Source organism: Anabaena subtropica FACHB-260 (genome assembly GCF_014697105.1).
Lineage (GTDB): Bacteria > Cyanobacteriota > Cyanobacteriia > Cyanobacteriales > Nostocaceae > Trichormus > Trichormus subtropicus.
This window is the reverse complement of the sequence record NZ_JACJRF010000031.1, coordinates 23189-39125: the sequence shown is the minus strand read 5'-3', so window position 1 is coordinate 39125 and position 15937 is coordinate 23189. Positions and strand designations below refer to the sequence as shown.

The window sequence follows — 15937 nt, the reverse complement described above, 5'->3', positions numbered from 1 at the left end:
ATCAGGTGTCATCTCAGCAGAGATATTAATGGGTGTCGTTGCAGGTATTAGTTTAGCTAATGATTGTAACTCACCATGACTTGATGACTTAAAGAGCGAAAACATGAATTCAGGAATTGACCTCCAAGGAACGTTTATTAAATCCGTCACGGATTTAGGAATACCACCAGGAGCAGCTAAAGCGATTTGGATGCCTCTGCCCATGATCCTGATGCTTATTGGGGCGACGGTGGGCGTGCTGGTGTGTGTGTGGCTAGAACGGAAGATTTCGGCAGCAGCACAGCAACGAATTGGCCCTGAATACATTGGGCCTTTGGGTTTGCTGGCTCCGGTAGCAGATGGTCTGAAGCTGGTATTTAAAGAAGATATTGTACCGGCTCAGGCTGACCCTTGGCTATTTACCCTCGGACCAATTCTTGTTGTTCTGCCAGTATTTCTGTCTTATTTGATAGTTCCTTTTGGACAGAATATTGTCATTACGAATGTAGGCACAGGGATATTCTTGTGGATTGCTTTATCTAGCATCCAACCAATTGGCTTGTTGATGGCTGGCTACTCCTCTAATAACAAATACTCCCTTTTAGGGGGTCTAAGAGCAGCTGCTCAGTCAATTAGTTATGAAATTCCCTTAGCGTTGAGTGTGTTGGCGATCGTCATGATGTCTAACAGCCTCAATACTGTGGATATTGTTAACCAGCAATCTGGCTACGGTATTCTTGGCTGGAATATTTGGCGACAACCCCTTGGTTTTATCATCTTTTGGATAGCTGCTCTGGCAGAATGCGAACGTTTGCCCTTTGACTTACCTGAAGCGGAAGAAGAAATAGTAGCAGGCTATCAAACTGAGTATTCAGGGATGAAATTTGCCCTGTTTTACCTCAGTTCTTACGTTAACCTGGTACTTTCGGCTCTGTTGGTAGCAGTATTATACTTGGGTGGGTGGGATTTTCCTATTCCCATCAATCTTTTAGCTGGCTGGGTAGGAGTCAGCGAAGCAAACCCAGTATTACAGGTAATTAGTGCTGCTTTGGGTATCACCATGACCTTACTCAAAGCTTACTTTTTAGTGTTTATCGCTATCCTCTTACGTTGGACAGTGCCACGGGTGCGGATTGACCAATTGCTAGATTTAGGATGGAAGTTTTTGTTACCCGTTGGTTTAGTGAATCTACTTTTAACCGCAGCCCTGAAACTTGCCTTTCCCGTCGCCTTTGGTGGATAAACCAATTTTAGATTTTAGATTTTGAACTGAATCTAAAATCTAAAATTCAACATCCAAAATTCAAAAGAGAGAGAGACAAAATGCTAAAGTTCCTGAAGCAAGTTGGTGATTACGCCAAAGAAGCAGTACAAGCCGGTCGTTACATTGGTCAGGGGCTATCTGTGACTTTTGACCATATGCGCCGCCGTCCTGTCACCGTACAGTACCCTTATGAAAAACTAATTCCAGGTGAACGCTTTCGTGGTCGTATTCACTATGAATTTGATAAGTGTATCGCTTGCGAAGTCTGTGTTCGAGTATGTCCCATCAACCTACCTGTAGTGGATTGGGAATTCGACAAAGCCACCAAAAAGAAAAAGCTAAATCACTATAGCATCGATTTTGGTGTCTGTATTTTCTGTGGTAACTGTGTCGAGTATTGCCCAACAAACTGTCTATCAATGACAGAAGAGTATGAGCTGGCAACTTACGATCGCCATGAACTCAACTATGATAGTGTGGCTCTAGGTCGTCTCCCCTACAAAGTTACCGACGACCCAATGGTGACACCACTAAGAGAACTAGTTTACTTACCCAAAGGTGTACTTGAACCCCACGACCTACCCGCCAATGCACCCCGCGCTGGCGCACGTCCAGAAGATTTGGTAGAAAAAACAGAAGCATGATAGTAGTCAATAGTCAGTAGTCAGTAGCAAAGAACATAGAATAGCGACTGACAACTGACAACTAACAACTGACAGAGGAAAAAAAAGTGAATCTAGCGGAAGGAGTACAGGTTGTTTCCTTTGGCATACTAGCTACGATGTTGATTGGCTGCGCCCTTGGTGTGGTGTTAGCATCCAGCATCGTCTATTCTGCCTTTTTGTTGGGGGGTGTATTCATCAGCATTGCCGGATTGTACCTGCTACTAAATGGCGATTTTGTCGCAGCTGCCCAAGTGCTGGTTTATGTTGGAGCGGTGAACGTACTGATTTTGTTTGCCATCATGTTGGTAAATAAGCGGCAAGATTTTACGCCTTATCCTAGTACCGGGATACGGAAAGTTTTGACGGCGATCGTCAGTGTAGGATTATTCGCACTCTTGAGTACGATGGTGTTGGCTACACCTTGGGCTTACTCAATTACTCCTAAAGTTGGTGATGCTTCCATAATTGTGATTGGAGAGCATTTCTTTAGCGATTTCTTATTACCTTTTGAACTAGCTTCAGTTTTGTTGTTAATGGCGATGGTGGGAGCAATTATTTTGGCACGTCGTGAGTACTTGCCTGAAGTTACACCCTCAGACTTGCCTCAAACCGTATTGACATTGCCAGAACGTCCTAGAGAATTGGTAGGCACTGGTAGCGAAACTCAAGAGTAACAACAAAGAAAGCTAGATTTTTCAGAAAGAATACGAGGATTCATGCAACTCCAGTACTTTTTATTACTTGCGGCAGCTTTGTTTTGCATCGGCATTTATGGTTTGATTACTAGCCGTAACGCTGTACGTGTGTTGATGTCAATTGAATTACTGCTGAATGCTGTTAATCTGAATTTAATGGCATTTTCCAACTTTCTTGACTCAACATTAATTAAGGGTCAGGTTTTCACAGTATTTGTGATTACCGTGGCAGCTGCTGAAGCGGCGGTTGGTTTAGCGATCGTGCTGGCCATTTATCGCAACCGCGATACCGTCGATATGGAGCAGTTTAATCTCCTGAAGTGGTAATTGCGTGTGCAACTCAAGCAGGTAATCATTGCTTATAAGGCGCGAGATTCTCAAAGCAAACGTTGGGCAGAACTCTGCGCCAAGCAGCTAGAAAATCGCAATTGTCAGGTCTTGATGGGGCCTAGCGGGCCAAAAGATAACCCGTATCCTGTGTTTTTAGCTTCAGCTAGTCAACCAATCGATCTGGCAATTGTATTAGGTGGAGATGGTACTGTTTTAACCAGTGCCAGACATTTAGCCCCGGCTGGTATCCCTATTCTCGGCGTGAATGTAGGGGGTCATCTGGGATTTTTAACCGAGTCAGTTGATGAATTCCAAGATACAGAGAAAGTTTGGGACAGGCTGTTTGAAGACCGCTATGCTATTCAACGGCGCATGATGTTGCAAGCAACTGTGTATGAAGGACACCGCACGAATTTGGAACCGGTAACAGAACGATATCTTGGGTTGAATGAATTTTGCGTCAAACCTGCTTCGGCTGATCGTATGATCACTTCTATTCTAGAAATGGAAATTGACGGCGAGGTAGTAGATCAATACGTAGGCGATGGATTGATTGTTTCTACACCCACAGGTTCGACTGGTTACACTGTTTCTGCAAGTGGCCCCATCATGCACGATGGTATGGAGGCGATTACTATTACTCCTATTTGTCCTATGAGTCTTTCTAGTCGTCCTCTCGTTCTCCCCGCAGGTTCTGTAGTGAGTATCTGGCCTTTGGGAGATTACGATTTAAGTACCAAATTGTGGATGGATGGGGTTTTAGCTACTTCAATTTGGCCTGGACATCGTGTTGATATACGAATGGCTGATTGTCGGGCGAAGTTTATCGTTTTGCGGGAAAACAATTCATACTATCAAACGCTACGAGAGAAATTGCTTTGGGCCGGTACTAGGGTTCGATACACTAATACTCAGCAAAATTGAGTTCGTAATTCGTAATTCGTAATTCGTAATTAACTATTAGATTACGAGTTACGAATTTTACTAACTTTGAGTAAATGTATATCCAACGGTTATCTAAAGTTGATATTCAAGAAATTCTGTATCCTAGTGCCAGATTTTTATTGTGAATTAAGCGCATAATAAAACCACATTACTATCCTTAATCCTGTTGGCGCAATTTGTTTGCAAAAGCTGCGGGAATATCGCTTTGATACGCTAATACAGTATAGTAAGTAAATTCTAAAAGTTAGTATATCTTCACACCATTAAGTTGGAAGACAGATGGAAATTTCATACCGCCACATCAATTGCCTACTTCGTCCTCCTACTACTGTCAAAGATTTTCCTATTCTAGAAACCGATAAATACATTCTCAAACTTGCTGAGACTGAAGAAGAATTAGCATCTATTTTTCGCTTACGGTTTGAAGTTTTTAATCTGGAATTAGGTTTAGGATTTACTACTTCTAGCCTGAATCAAATGGATCAAGATGAGTTTGACACAGTTTGCCATCATTTGATGCTAATTTCTAAACTTACTGGAAAAACTGTAGGTACTTATAGGATGCAAACCTATAAAATGGCTTCTCAAGGGTTAGGATTTGATGCTGCTGATATATTTGAACTCAATACTATTCCTGATTCTGTATTAAAGGTATCTGTGGAGATTGGACGTGCGTGTATAGCTAAAGAATATCGCAGCCTCCAATCTCTTTTATTACTATGGGAAGGGTTAGCTAACTATCTTATTTTGAATTGTAGCAAATACTTTTTTGGATGCGCTTCATTAATAACACAATGTTCTGGGGAAGGTGCTTGTGCTTATCATTATTTTGAACAACATAATCTGATACACAAAAATATTTTAGTCTTGCCCCATTCACAATTTTATATAGATATTCCACACAAATGTTCAGATGTTTGTCGTGTAGACATTCCTAATATTTTACAAGCATATTTAAACGTCGGAGCTAAAATTTGTAGTTTACCAGCAATTGATCGGGAATTTAAAACCATTGATTTTTTGACTATAGCTAATATTCAAGAATTTACCAGATGGCGTTATCCGAATTGTTTGGGTAAGTAGTGTCTAAAAAATGACACAATCTCCATCTATAAGGGGGTGGAGATGTTCAAATAAGATGCTTTAGTCATTAAAGTCTTAAAATAGGTTATTTCTAAGGTTTTACGTAGCATATTTTGATTTTTAACACTTAATTATAGTATCTAAAAAAGCTGTGGCAACGTCTTTAACTGTTAATAATAGTGGAATAATTATTGCCAATGCACAGATTTCGGATATTGAGAGAATAAAATTGGCAATAGCTTACTTGATGTTACCTTGCATCTACACACTTCAGCACACCATCCAGATACCCCTATTTATTGGGTGATTGTGAGATAAATAATTCTTGAGAAAAATAGTTATGCGGCATTTTAGACTCGTGCCGAGTTGGTTACGGTTTTTAATGATTTTACTTTTAGTAATGTGTATATTATTTAGATTTGTTTATATTGACAGAAAAGTTTACTCACTGGATGAAACTTATACTTCATTAAGGATATCTGGCTATACGGTAGCTGAAGTAACACCACAAATATTTAATGGGCGGATAATTTCGAGGGAAAACTTTACAGAATTTCAACGCCCTAATTTGAACAAAAATGTTAATGATATAGTTATGTCTTTAGCAGTTGAAAGCCCTGATAAATCACCATTATATTATATTATTGCTAGGTTTTGGGTAGAAATATTTGGTAATTCAGTAATAGTAATTAGATATTTATCGGCACTTATTAGTTTATTAGTTTTTCCGTGCCTTTATTTGCTTTGTCGAGAGTTATTCAATGTAACTGTATCGCTACCTAGTTTAGCGATCGCTCTCATGGCTAATTCTCCTATGCACCTAGTATACGCCCAAGAAAGCAGAGAATATATCCTCTGGTTAGTCACCATCATACTTGCAAGTACTGCATTACTAAGAGCGATACGTCTGCAATCAATACAAAAATCAGACCCCTTTACAACTTGGGGGATTTATGTAATTACTTTAGCTTTGAGTTTATATACTTGTTTGTGGACTATTTTTGTGGCGATCGCTCATGGTGTTTATGTAGTATTAATTGCTAAACTACGCTTGACAGAAACTGTAAGGTCTTATTTCATAGCTACCATTTTCGGTTTTTTAGCATTTTTTCCTTGGCTAATGATTGTTTTTGCTAAGTTCTTTCAATTTATACTCTCATCAGATGGAATAAATAATCAAGACCTAAATGTAATACCTTTAATTCCTTTTTTAGTAGTGCAAATCAGCAGGAGTTTTTTTGATTTAAATATCGGTTTAGACAACCAAATAAATTATTTAATATCACCATTTTTTTTAATTTTATTATTATATGGTATTTATTTCTTATACCGCACAACTAACTATCAAATTTGGTTATTTATCATTACCTTAATTGTAGTACCTGCTTTACCTTTAATTCTGCCTGCTATTTCTTCTGGGGGTCTTCGTCTAGGCTCAGAACCTTATTTATTACCATCTTATTTAGGGATTCAAATCATTGTCGCCTACCTACTCGCCACACAAATGTATAACGGTAATCTGTCACAACGCAGAATCTGGCAGTTCATCATCGGACTTTTAATTATTTGTGGTTTAGTTTCTTCTAGGGTGTACTATCAAGCAGATACTTGGTGGAATAAGGGTGTAAGTTATGGTAATCCCCAGATTGCTAGATTTATCAATCAAAAATCTCGCCCACTATTAATTAGTAATTATTCCGAAATTAATTATGGCAATGTATTTTCTTTAAGTTATCTTTTAGAATCCAAAACAAGGTTTCAACTAATGCCAGACCAAAAACTTCCTAATATACCTAATAATTTTACAGATATTTTCTTACTCAATCCTACAAATGCTTGGCGACTGCAAATAGCTAACAAGTATCAGTTACAACCAAATCTTGTGTATGGAGATGACCATTATTTAGTGTGGAAATTAGTGAAACCTCGTGATGCAGGATTTTAGCTTGGTCGCACTACTACAAAATTAAGATTTACTTTATAAAATGATCTGTGGCTCAGATTGAACTCTCCGTCTAAAATTTGGATAGTTATTTTCTCCCAGAAGGGGAACTTACTCTGTAAAATTCGTGTCTTCACAAACACTGAGAAGCTTATGTGATTACAATGTCGAAAACATCGCTAAATAGAGGCATCCGGGTATCTTTAATAATGGTCACACTCGGCGTTATCTCGGCACTTCATCCCGGAAGTAACGCTCAGGAAGCGCCACCGATATTTGGTGATGTCACCATCGGTCAGAAATTTTCTCCCGATCCCTTGGTAGTTCGGGGTATGAGTGGCGGTTCAGTAGCAGGGAACCGAGTTGCTGGCAGAATAGAAACGCCTACCGGCCCTTGTACCGGATTTATAGATGAAACACCAGACCACACCATTAAACTCACAAGTAATTTTGATTACTTAAAACTGCAAGTGCAAGCTCCCCAAGATACGACCATCATAGTTAAAGGCCCTGGTGGTACTTGGTGTAACGATGACTTAGACGGCAAAAATCCGGGCATAAGTGGGGAATGGTTGTCCGGAAATTACGAAGTTTGGATCGGTTCCTACGAAAAAGGCAAGTATTTTCCCTACACGCTAAAAATTACGGAAGTCAAGTAGGCTGGGGATTGGGAAAATGAGGGAGAATGGGCAGTCTAAGTTACATTCTCCTCATCTTTCCTGATCTCTAATCCCCAGTCTCTTGCAATGTTGTATTAGAATTAAGTTAAATTTAATTAAGATTCTTATCGGCATCTGAGATTTCACATAATGGTCTTATAGCTTTATGGCGGTGCATGATTAGATATCAAATTAAACAAAATGGATTTATAAACATCCGTTGTACAACTGTCTAGCAACTCCAGTTGCTAGAAATAGTGAATTGTAAATTGGCATCTAGAGGCAAATTAAAATGAAATTCTCTTGGAGAGTCCTAATACTCTGGACATTGCCAGCTTTGGTAATTGGCTTTTTCTTCTGGCAAGGGACGTTTGCTGGCGCGCCTGCTGACATGAGTAAGAATGCAGCAAACACTCGCATGACTTATGGTCGCTTTTTAGAATACGTAGAGGCTGGACGTGTTACCAACGTGGATCTCTATGAAGGCGGGAGAACAGCCATCGTAGAAGCGCAAGATCAAGATATTGAAAATCGTGTCCAACGTTGGCGGGTGGATTTGCCAGTTAACGCTCCTGAGTTAATCAGCAAGCTTAAAGAAAAGAAAGTTAGTTTTGACGCTCATCCAGCCCGTAATGATGGGGCTATCTGGGGATTGTTGGGTAATCTAGTGTTTCCCATCTTATTGATAACTGGATTGTTCTTTTTGTTCCGTCGTTCTAACAATCTTCCTGGTGGGCCTGGTCAAGCCATGAACTTTGGCAAATCCAAAGCGCGTTTCCAAATGGAAGCCAAGACTGGGGTAAAGTTTGACGATGTAGCTGGTATCGAAGAAGCAAAAGAAGAACTACAAGAAGTCGTTACATTCCTCAAACAGCCAGAAAGATTTACAGCTGTGGGTGCGCGGATTCCCAAAGGTGTGCTGTTAGTTGGGCCTCCAGGGACTGGTAAAACTTTACTAGCAAAAGCGATCGCTGGGGAAGCTGGTGTTCCCTTCTTTAGCATTTCCGGTTCGGAATTTGTGGAAATGTTTGTGGGTGTGGGTGCTTCCCGCGTTCGTGACTTGTTTAAAAAAGCTAAAGATAACGCCCCCTGTATCATCTTCATCGATGAAATCGACGCGGTTGGTAGACAACGGGGTGCAGGTATCGGTGGCGGTAACGATGAGAGAGAACAAACCCTCAACCAGTTACTCACCGAAATGGATGGTTTTGAAGGTAACACAGGCATCATTATTATTGCTGCTACCAACCGTCCCGACGTATTAGATGCAGCCTTGCTGCGTCCTGGTCGTTTTGACAGACAAGTAACCGTTGATGCTCCAGATATCAAAGGACGCTTGGAAGTTCTGCAAGTCCACGCCCGGAATAAGAAATTAGATCCTAGCGTATCACTGGAAGCGATCGCCCGCCGCACACCAGGATTCACAGGCGCAGACTTGGCTAACTTGCTCAACGAAGCCGCAATTCTCACCGCCAGAAGACGCAAAGAAGGTATCACTCTTACCGAAATTGATGATGCGGTAGATAGAGTCGTTGCAGGGATGGAAGGAACACCCCTAGTAGACAGCAAGAGCAAACGCTTAATTGCTTACCATGAAGTCGGACACGCCTTGGTTGGGACTTTATTAAAAGACCATGACCCAGTGCAGAAAGTTACCTTGATTCCTAGAGGACAAGCCCAAGGTTTAACTTGGTTTACTCCCAACGAAGAACAAGGTTTAATCTCCCGTTCCCAACTCAAAGCTAGAATCACCGGCGCTTTGGGTGGTCGTGCAGCCGAAGAAATCATTTTTGGTTCTGCTGAAGTTACCACTGGTGCAGGCGGAGACTTGCAACAGGTGTCAGGAATGGCTAGACAAATGGTGACAAGATTTGGTATGTCTGATTTAGGCCCCTTGTCCTTGGAAAGTCAACAAGGAGAAGTATTCTTAGGTCGTGACTGGATGACCAGATCAGATTATTCAGAATCAATTGCAGCGCGGATTGATTCTCAAGTCCGGCTAATTGTTGATGAATGCTATGAAAACGCTAAGAAGATTATGCGTGAACATCGCACCGTCACCGATCGCATAGTTGATTTATTGATTGAAAAAGAAACCATCGACGGCGAAGAATTTCGTCAAATTGTGGCTGAGTACACCGAAGTACCAGACAAACAGCAGTTTGTACCACAACTGTAATAGTTAAGCTTTGTCTACAAAAACCTGGGAGTACTTAAGTATTCCCAGTTTTTTTTATGGTATTTAATAACTCTATTGTTTGCGATCGCTCCACCAAAGTATTAGCGCATAAAATACCAGAAGCTGCTACTGCTGGCACACCAATTCCCGGCATAGTGCTATCACCCACCCGATACAAACCCTGAATTGGGGTATGTGTACTAGGAAACATCCCCTGACCAGCCGCAATTGCAGGGCCGTAGGTTCCCTGATGGCGGCGTAGGTAATGAGCATGAGTCAAGGGTGTACCGATGAGTTCCAATACTACACGTTCCCTGATATCGGGGATAATACGCTCTAAGGCACGGTATAAAGTTTGTGCTTTCTCTGTTTTCTTCACTTCATACTCATCATTCCGTTCCCATCCTGCATAGGATTCGAGGGTGTAAGCATGAACTACATGATGTCCCTCTGATGCAAGAGTTGCATCCCACACACTGGGAATCGAAATCATGCAGGTATTACCTGGGATGGTGATATCTTGATGAGAATCATGGACTACTACATGATGTCCTGTTAAATTTTCTAACCCATCTGCCTTGATGCCTAGATGCAGGTGCATAAAACTTTCTATAGTTGTTGTATCTAAAGCATCTTGGCGGTAAGTAGCAGGCAAATCTTCAGGACGTAACAGGTGATTGTAAGTATCCCAAATCGTGGCATTAGAAATCACTATAGGCGCGTTGAGAATTTCCCCATTTTGTAACCTCACACCCACAGCTTTACCACCTTCCACCAAAATCTGCTCAACGTGACATCCCAAACGTAACTTACCACCCCAACGTTCCAACCCCCGCACCAAAGCATTAACAATTGCCGCACTACCCCCCACAGGATATTCCACACCGACACGGGAACGTTCCCCCAACATAAAAGCCACCTCTGGGGCAATTGTGCCTTGTGCTTTTAAGCCAGAAAGGAGAAAACATTCTAAATCAATGAGTCGTCTTACCCAAGGGTCTTTAACTGTCGCATCCATGACATTACCCACAGAAGACTGAAGCAAGGGTAAGTAAGCTAACATTTGCCCCAAAGATAGTAGGTAACGTTGTAATAAAACTAAAATTACCTGCCAGTCTGAGCGTAATGCTAAGGTGGGAATATTTTTCATGGCATCATATAACCCCAACAAGCGTTCTATGAATTGCTGGAGTTCTTTTGCACCTTGGGGCGTAATTTTCTCTACTTCATGAAGGTATTTTTCAGTGTTGCTATAGACTGCAACAGTTCCTTCAGGAAAATGGTATTTTCCTAGAGGATCATAGGGTATAACTTGGAGAGATTCACCCAAGGCATCGAGAACTTGCTTGACAGGATTCAAACTCTGTGAGTCAGTCAAACCACAATAAAAGGAGGGGCCAGAATCAAATTCAAATCCGCGCCGCCTAAAGCTATGGGCTGCACCACCGGGAATTGTATGACTTTCACACACTGTTACCCGGTTACCATAACGTGCCAACAACCCAGCAGCACATAAGCCACCGATACCGCTACCAATAACGATGACATCGATTGAGGATTGGGGAGTGGAGAGTGCTGAGTTCATACTTTATAGATTAATAACAACCGACAACCGACTAATGACAGAACCACTAATTGAACTTAAAGGCGTTTCTAAGTCTTTTGGTAACAATCAGGTTTTAAATAACGTAGATTTGACGATTTACCGGGGAGAAGCTTTAGGGATTATCGGCCCTTCAGGAACTGGTAAGTCAACAATTTTACGTGTAATAGCTGGCTTAATTACTCCTGATGCTGGGGAAGTTTATGTGCAGGGAGTAAAAAGAGAAGGGTTGATTGAGGATGGTCAAGACCCCGTGGGGATTGGTATGGTATTTCAGCAAGCAGCATTATTTGATTCTTTGACTGTAGAAGAGAATGTGGGATTTTTACTGTACCAACATTCCAAGTTAGAGCGATCGCGTATCCGAGAATTAGTTGAAGAAAAATTAGAAATGGTTGGTTTACCCCGAATCAGTCATCTTTACCCATCGGAACTTTCTGGGGGGATGCGAAAACGGGTGAGTTTTGCCCGCGCAATCATGTCTAATCCCGATAATCCCACAGAGGGGCCAGAAGTCTTGCTTTACGATGAACCCACAGCTGGACTTGACCCAATTGCTTCCACTGTTATAGAAGATTTAATCCGCGAATTGCAATGTACACAAGGAGTTTGTAGTACCTATGCCATTGTCACTCACCAAGATAGTACGATTCGCCGCACAGCTGATAAACTGGTGTTTCTCTATCAAGGTAGAGTGCAGTGGGAAGGCACAGTTAATGATATAAATAGCACCGATGATCCATTAATTAATCAATTTGTCAGTGGAAGTGTAAAAGGGCCAATTCAGGTAGTCGGTTAGACGAGACGTTTCACGCAACGTTTGTAATGAGTGCGGAGTGCTTTAGGGCTAGTTTTTGGGTAGAGGTAAAATATGCGAGACTTTATTACCAATCGTTTTACATCACAACGCACATTGAGGGAAGGCTCAGTAGGGTTGTTATTTCTGCTGGGGCTAGGGGCATTTGGAATTATCCTCTTGTGGTTGAATAGGTACACTGCTGCTCGTAGTTCTTATAAGGCAATTGTAGAATTTGCCAACGCAGGCGGGATGCAAAGAGGCGCAGCAGTCCGCTATCGTGGCGTAAAAGTGGGTAACATTTCTCAAATTCGACCAGGGCCGAATGCTGTAGATGTAGAAATTGAAATTTCTCAATCTGACCTGATTATTCCCCGTGATGTAGTGATTGAGGCTAATCAGAGTGGATTGATTAGTGAAAGTATTATTGATATCACACCCAAATCATCACTACCCAGTGGGCAAACCGTCGCTAAACCCTTGGACAAGGATTGTAACAACAGCCTCATCGTTTGTAATAATTCTCGATTGAAGGGACAAATAGGTATCAGTCTGGATGCACTCATTCGTAGTACTACTGAGTTAGCTACTGTGTACAACAACCCTGAATTTTATCAAAATGTTAATAAACTTTTGGAAACTTCCTCAGAAGCAGCTACTGGTGTAGCCGCATTGAGCCAAGATTTTCGCAGCTTAAGTAAAAGCTTTCAAGGTCAGCTAGGTACTTTTGCCTCCACCGCTAATACTGTACAACGAGCAACCAATGAACTGACTGCTTCTACTACTAAAACTGTCAATCAATTAGGTGTTACAGCCAGTCAATTTGGTACAACGGCAACTCAAGCAAGTCGTTTGCTCAGTGACTTAGATAACTTAGTGAATACCAATCGCTCGACGTTGGTCAGCGCTTTGAATAATATTACAGAAACTAGCAATCAACTGCGCCTCACTGTCAGTAGCTTATCACCTAGTCTTAATCGCTTGACTCAAGGAGAGTTAATCGAAAATTTAGAAAGTCTCTCAGCCAATGCGGCTCAAGCCTCGGCTAATTTACGAGATGCAACTCAGAGTTTAAATGATCCGAAAAATGCTCTGGTACTGCAACAGACTTTAGATTCAGCCAGGGTGACTTTTGAAAATACGCAAAAAATTACATCTGATTTAGATGAATTGACTGGTGATGCTAATTTCCGGCAGAATCTCCGGCAATTAGTCAATGGTCTGAGTGGTTTGGTGTCTTCTACAGACCAAGTGGAACAGCAAGCAAAGGTCGCTGTCACTTTAGAATCGATGAAAGCCGCAGCCAACAAACCCAATATTGTCATTCCCTCTCTTAGCGCTAATTCATTACCTACTGATATGACAACTGCGGATAATCAATCTCAAGTAAATACTGTCATATCATCTCAGGAAAAATTATTACAGCAGTTACGGAAGTATGCAGAAAACGAGGGAGTGGGGAGTGGTGAGAAGAAGCAGGTGAGCAGAGAGCAGGGAGCAGGGGGAGAAGAGAACTAATGACCAATGACTATTGACTATTGACCAACTCGACAACGGCGGCGATCAATTCTTCGGCGTTGAGGGGTTTGGGTAGATGTAGTTGGAATCCGGCTTGGATTGCTTGTTCTCGATCATATTGTCGCGCAAAAGCTGTTAAAGCGATCGCCGGAATTTTTCCCCCTTGTTGTGTTGTCCAAGTCCTCACTTGCCGGATTAATGTATAACCATCCATATTTGGCATACTAATATCACTGACTAAAACATCCGGTTTGATTTTTGCCAATAGTTGTAATGCTTCCCATGCTGAAGCAGCCAAGCTCACCTCGGCTCCCTCTTGCTCTAAGATAAAAGCTAAGAAATCTCGTGAATCAGCATCATCATCAACTACTAAGGTCTTGATACCCTCAAGAGGCAAAGAGTTAGTGCTTATTGATGTAGTATGACTTTGATCATCTATCACACTCAAACTTTCTTCTGGGAGCATTGGTAATTGAACGGTAAAACTTGCTCCCTGTTCTTCCCCAAGGCTCTGTGCTGTCACAGTACCACCGTGAATTTCCACAATTTTACGGACAATTGCTAGTCCTAACCCTAGTCCACCAAATTTTCTAGTAGAGCTGCTGTCTGCTTGGCGGAAGTAATCAAACACATAAGGTAAAAATTCTGGGCTAATACCTTTACCTGTATCCGTTACTACGATTTGAGCATAGCGCTCAACCTGCTCCAAACGTACTTCTATCTTGCCGCCGTTGGGTGTGAATTTAACGGCATTAGAAAGAAGATTCCATACAACTTGCTGCAAGCGAGCAGAATCACCCATGACTTGTCCCATCTTGGGTGCAAATCTTGTCGATACCTGAATCGACTTTGTTTCGGCTGCAAGACGCATGGTTTCTAGGGCAGTTAATACAACAATTACCAAATTTACTTTTGTAATATTAATTACTAGTTTACCTTGCAATATTCTGGAGATATCTAACAAGTCTTCAATGAGTTGCACCTGTAATGTAGCATTACGCTCAATCGTTGCTAAGGCTTGAGATGTCCTTGCTTGGTCAAGCTTGCGCTCTTGTAACAATTTAGACCAGCCAAGAATCGCATTCAAGGGAGTACGTAGCTCATGGGAGAGGACTGCTAAAAATTCATCTTTAACTCGGTTGGCTGTTTCGGCTTCGGCTCTGGCTGTTTGCTCCAATTCCAGCAGATGCGCTCGTTCTTCTAGAATTTGTTTTTGCTCATGAATATCTGTACAAGTTCCAAACCACTTAACTACGCGACCTTGGTGGTCTTTGAGTGGCAAACCACGTCCTAACTGCCAGCGATATGAACCATCAACAGCACGCTTAAAGCGGTATTCATTCTCGTATAAAGTACCAGTTTCTACAGCTTTTAACCATACTTCATAAGCACGTTCTACATCCTCTGGATGCAACGTTAATAACCATCCAGAACCCAACGATGCCTCTAATGTCAACCCAGTGTAATTACACCAATTTTGATTAAAATAATCGCACTCACCATTAGCATCAGCTGTCCACACAAGTTGGGGAATTGCCTCAGCTAAATAACGGTAGCGTTCCTCACTCTCTCTGAGAACTTCCAATATACGTTGACGTTCGTTAATTTCTTGTTGTAATTTCTCATTGGTCTTGCTAATTTCATGAGTACGAAAAACAACCAGTTCTTCTAAGTGATTCTGATATTTTCTTAGTTCTGCTTCTACCCTTAATCGCTCTAATATTTCGTTTTCTAAGTCTTGATTCGCCCGTTCTAGTTGAGCAGGACTAGGGAGAGCTAAAGCTTTTGGAACTAAAGGTATTAGTGCTGTGGCTGTAAATACAGATATTATCGCTGTTGCAGCTTTTAAAAAGCCTGACACCCAATAAGTAGGATACCAAAGTGTCCAAATTTCCATGATGTGGGTTGTACCACAAGCTACAATGAATCCACTAAATAACAGAAACATCCAATAAAATGGTAAATCCTGCCGTTTACGGACAAAGTAAAAAAGCGTAGCAGGAATAGAATAGTAAGCTATTGCAATTAGGGCATCAGATACTATATGTAACAAAACTAAATCTGTTTTCCATAGATAGCAATGCCCATGTGGGATAAATGGCGATGAATTAAAAAAATAAGTCCACAATTCTGACATATTAATTGAGATTGACACTCTAGTTTTTTAAAATTTATTCACTGTTTGAAAATATTAATTAAAATGAGATTTTTTAAAAATAAAATTTATTTTGCTGAAAAAAATTTGGTTATTTAATGCTTAATTACAAAATGATGGAAAA

General features: G+C 41.3%; 13 protein-coding genes. 11 read left to right on the top strand and 2 right to left on the bottom strand.

The genetic code is table 11. The annotated features are described in order from the left end of the window. The first annotated feature begins 103 nt into the window (after positions 1 to 103). The 9 genes from nuoH to ftsH2 all read left to right on the top strand — a co-directional run bounded on the left by nuoH (position 104) and on the right by ftsH2 (position 9741). Positions 104 to 1222 (top strand): NADH-quinone oxidoreductase subunit NuoH, encoded by a 1119-nt coding sequence (gene nuoH, locus H6G18_RS16970; protein WP_190408274.1) that lies wholly within the window; start codon positions 104 to 106, stop codon positions 1220 to 1222. Positions 1223 to 1302: 80 nt separating this feature from the next. Continuing rightward, complete coding sequence (ndhI, locus tag H6G18_RS16965; RefSeq protein WP_190408273.1) at positions 1303 to 1887, top strand: NAD(P)H-quinone oxidoreductase subunit I; 585 nt, start codon at positions 1303 to 1305, stop codon at positions 1885 to 1887. A gap of 86 nt (positions 1888 to 1973) precedes the next feature. Further along, positions 1974 to 2582: an NADH-quinone oxidoreductase subunit J gene (locus H6G18_RS16960; RefSeq protein WP_190408272.1), complete on the top strand. Its 609-nt coding sequence runs from the start codon at positions 1974 to 1976 to the stop codon at positions 2580 to 2582. A gap of 42 nt (positions 2583 to 2624) precedes the next feature. Beyond that, positions 2625 to 2930, top strand: a complete 306-nt coding sequence (gene nuoK, locus H6G18_RS16955; protein ID WP_006199065.1) for an NADH-quinone oxidoreductase subunit NuoK — start codon at positions 2625 to 2627, stop codon at positions 2928 to 2930. Positions 2931 to 2936: 6 nt separating this feature from the next. Continuing rightward, the gene (locus H6G18_RS16950) at positions 2937 to 3857 is read left to right on the top strand and encodes an NAD(+) kinase (protein ID WP_190408271.1); all 921 of its coding nucleotides are present in this window, start codon (positions 2937 to 2939) and stop codon (positions 3855 to 3857) included. A 300-nt stretch (positions 3858 to 4157) separates the two neighbouring features. Further along, positions 4158 to 4961 carry a GNAT family N-acetyltransferase gene (locus H6G18_RS16945; protein ID WP_190408270.1) on the top strand — a complete coding sequence of 268 codons (804 nt, stop codon included), beginning with the start codon at positions 4158 to 4160 and terminating at the stop codon, positions 4959 to 4961. A gap of 340 nt (positions 4962 to 5301) precedes the next feature. Next, complete coding sequence (locus H6G18_RS16940) at positions 5302 to 6906, top strand: glycosyltransferase family 39 protein (RefSeq protein WP_190408269.1); 1605 nt, start codon at positions 5302 to 5304, stop codon at positions 6904 to 6906. A 161-nt stretch (positions 6907 to 7067) separates the two neighbouring features. Beyond that, a complete protein-coding gene (locus H6G18_RS16935; RefSeq protein WP_190408268.1) occupies positions 7068 to 7562 on the top strand; it encodes a hypothetical protein in 495 nt (164 codons plus the stop codon). Positions 7563 to 7854: 292 nt separating this feature from the next. Continuing rightward, a complete protein-coding gene (ftsH2, locus tag H6G18_RS16930) occupies positions 7855 to 9741 on the top strand; it encodes an ATP-dependent zinc metalloprotease FtsH2 (RefSeq protein WP_190408267.1) in 1887 nt (628 codons plus the stop codon). A gap of 34 nt (positions 9742 to 9775) precedes the next feature. Here the strand turns inward: ftsH2 and H6G18_RS16925 are convergent, their stop codons facing one another. After that, positions 9776 to 11326, bottom strand: coding sequence for a phytoene desaturase family protein (locus tag H6G18_RS16925; RefSeq protein WP_190408266.1), 1551 nt, complete (start codon positions 11324 to 11326; stop codon positions 9776 to 9778). A gap of 34 nt (positions 11327 to 11360) precedes the next feature. Between H6G18_RS16925 and H6G18_RS16920 the strand changes: the two genes are divergently transcribed. Both H6G18_RS16920 and H6G18_RS16915 read left to right on the top strand, forming a co-directional pair. Continuing rightward, complete coding sequence (locus tag H6G18_RS16920) at positions 11361 to 12143, top strand: ABC transporter ATP-binding protein (RefSeq protein ID WP_190408265.1); 783 nt, start codon at positions 11361 to 11363, stop codon at positions 12141 to 12143. A 72-nt stretch (positions 12144 to 12215) separates the two neighbouring features. Then, complete coding sequence (locus H6G18_RS16915) at positions 12216 to 13658, top strand: MlaD family protein (protein ID WP_190408264.1); 1443 nt, start codon at positions 12216 to 12218, stop codon at positions 13656 to 13658. A gap of 10 nt (positions 13659 to 13668) precedes the next feature. On the opposite strand, the gene H6G18_RS16910 is transcribed toward H6G18_RS16915, so the two are convergent. Further along, the gene (locus H6G18_RS16910; protein WP_190408293.1) at positions 13669 to 15795 is read right to left on the bottom strand and encodes a hybrid sensor histidine kinase/response regulator; all 2127 of its coding nucleotides are present in this window, start codon (positions 15793 to 15795) and stop codon (positions 13669 to 13671) included. Positions 15796 to 15937 lie beyond the last annotated feature (142 nt).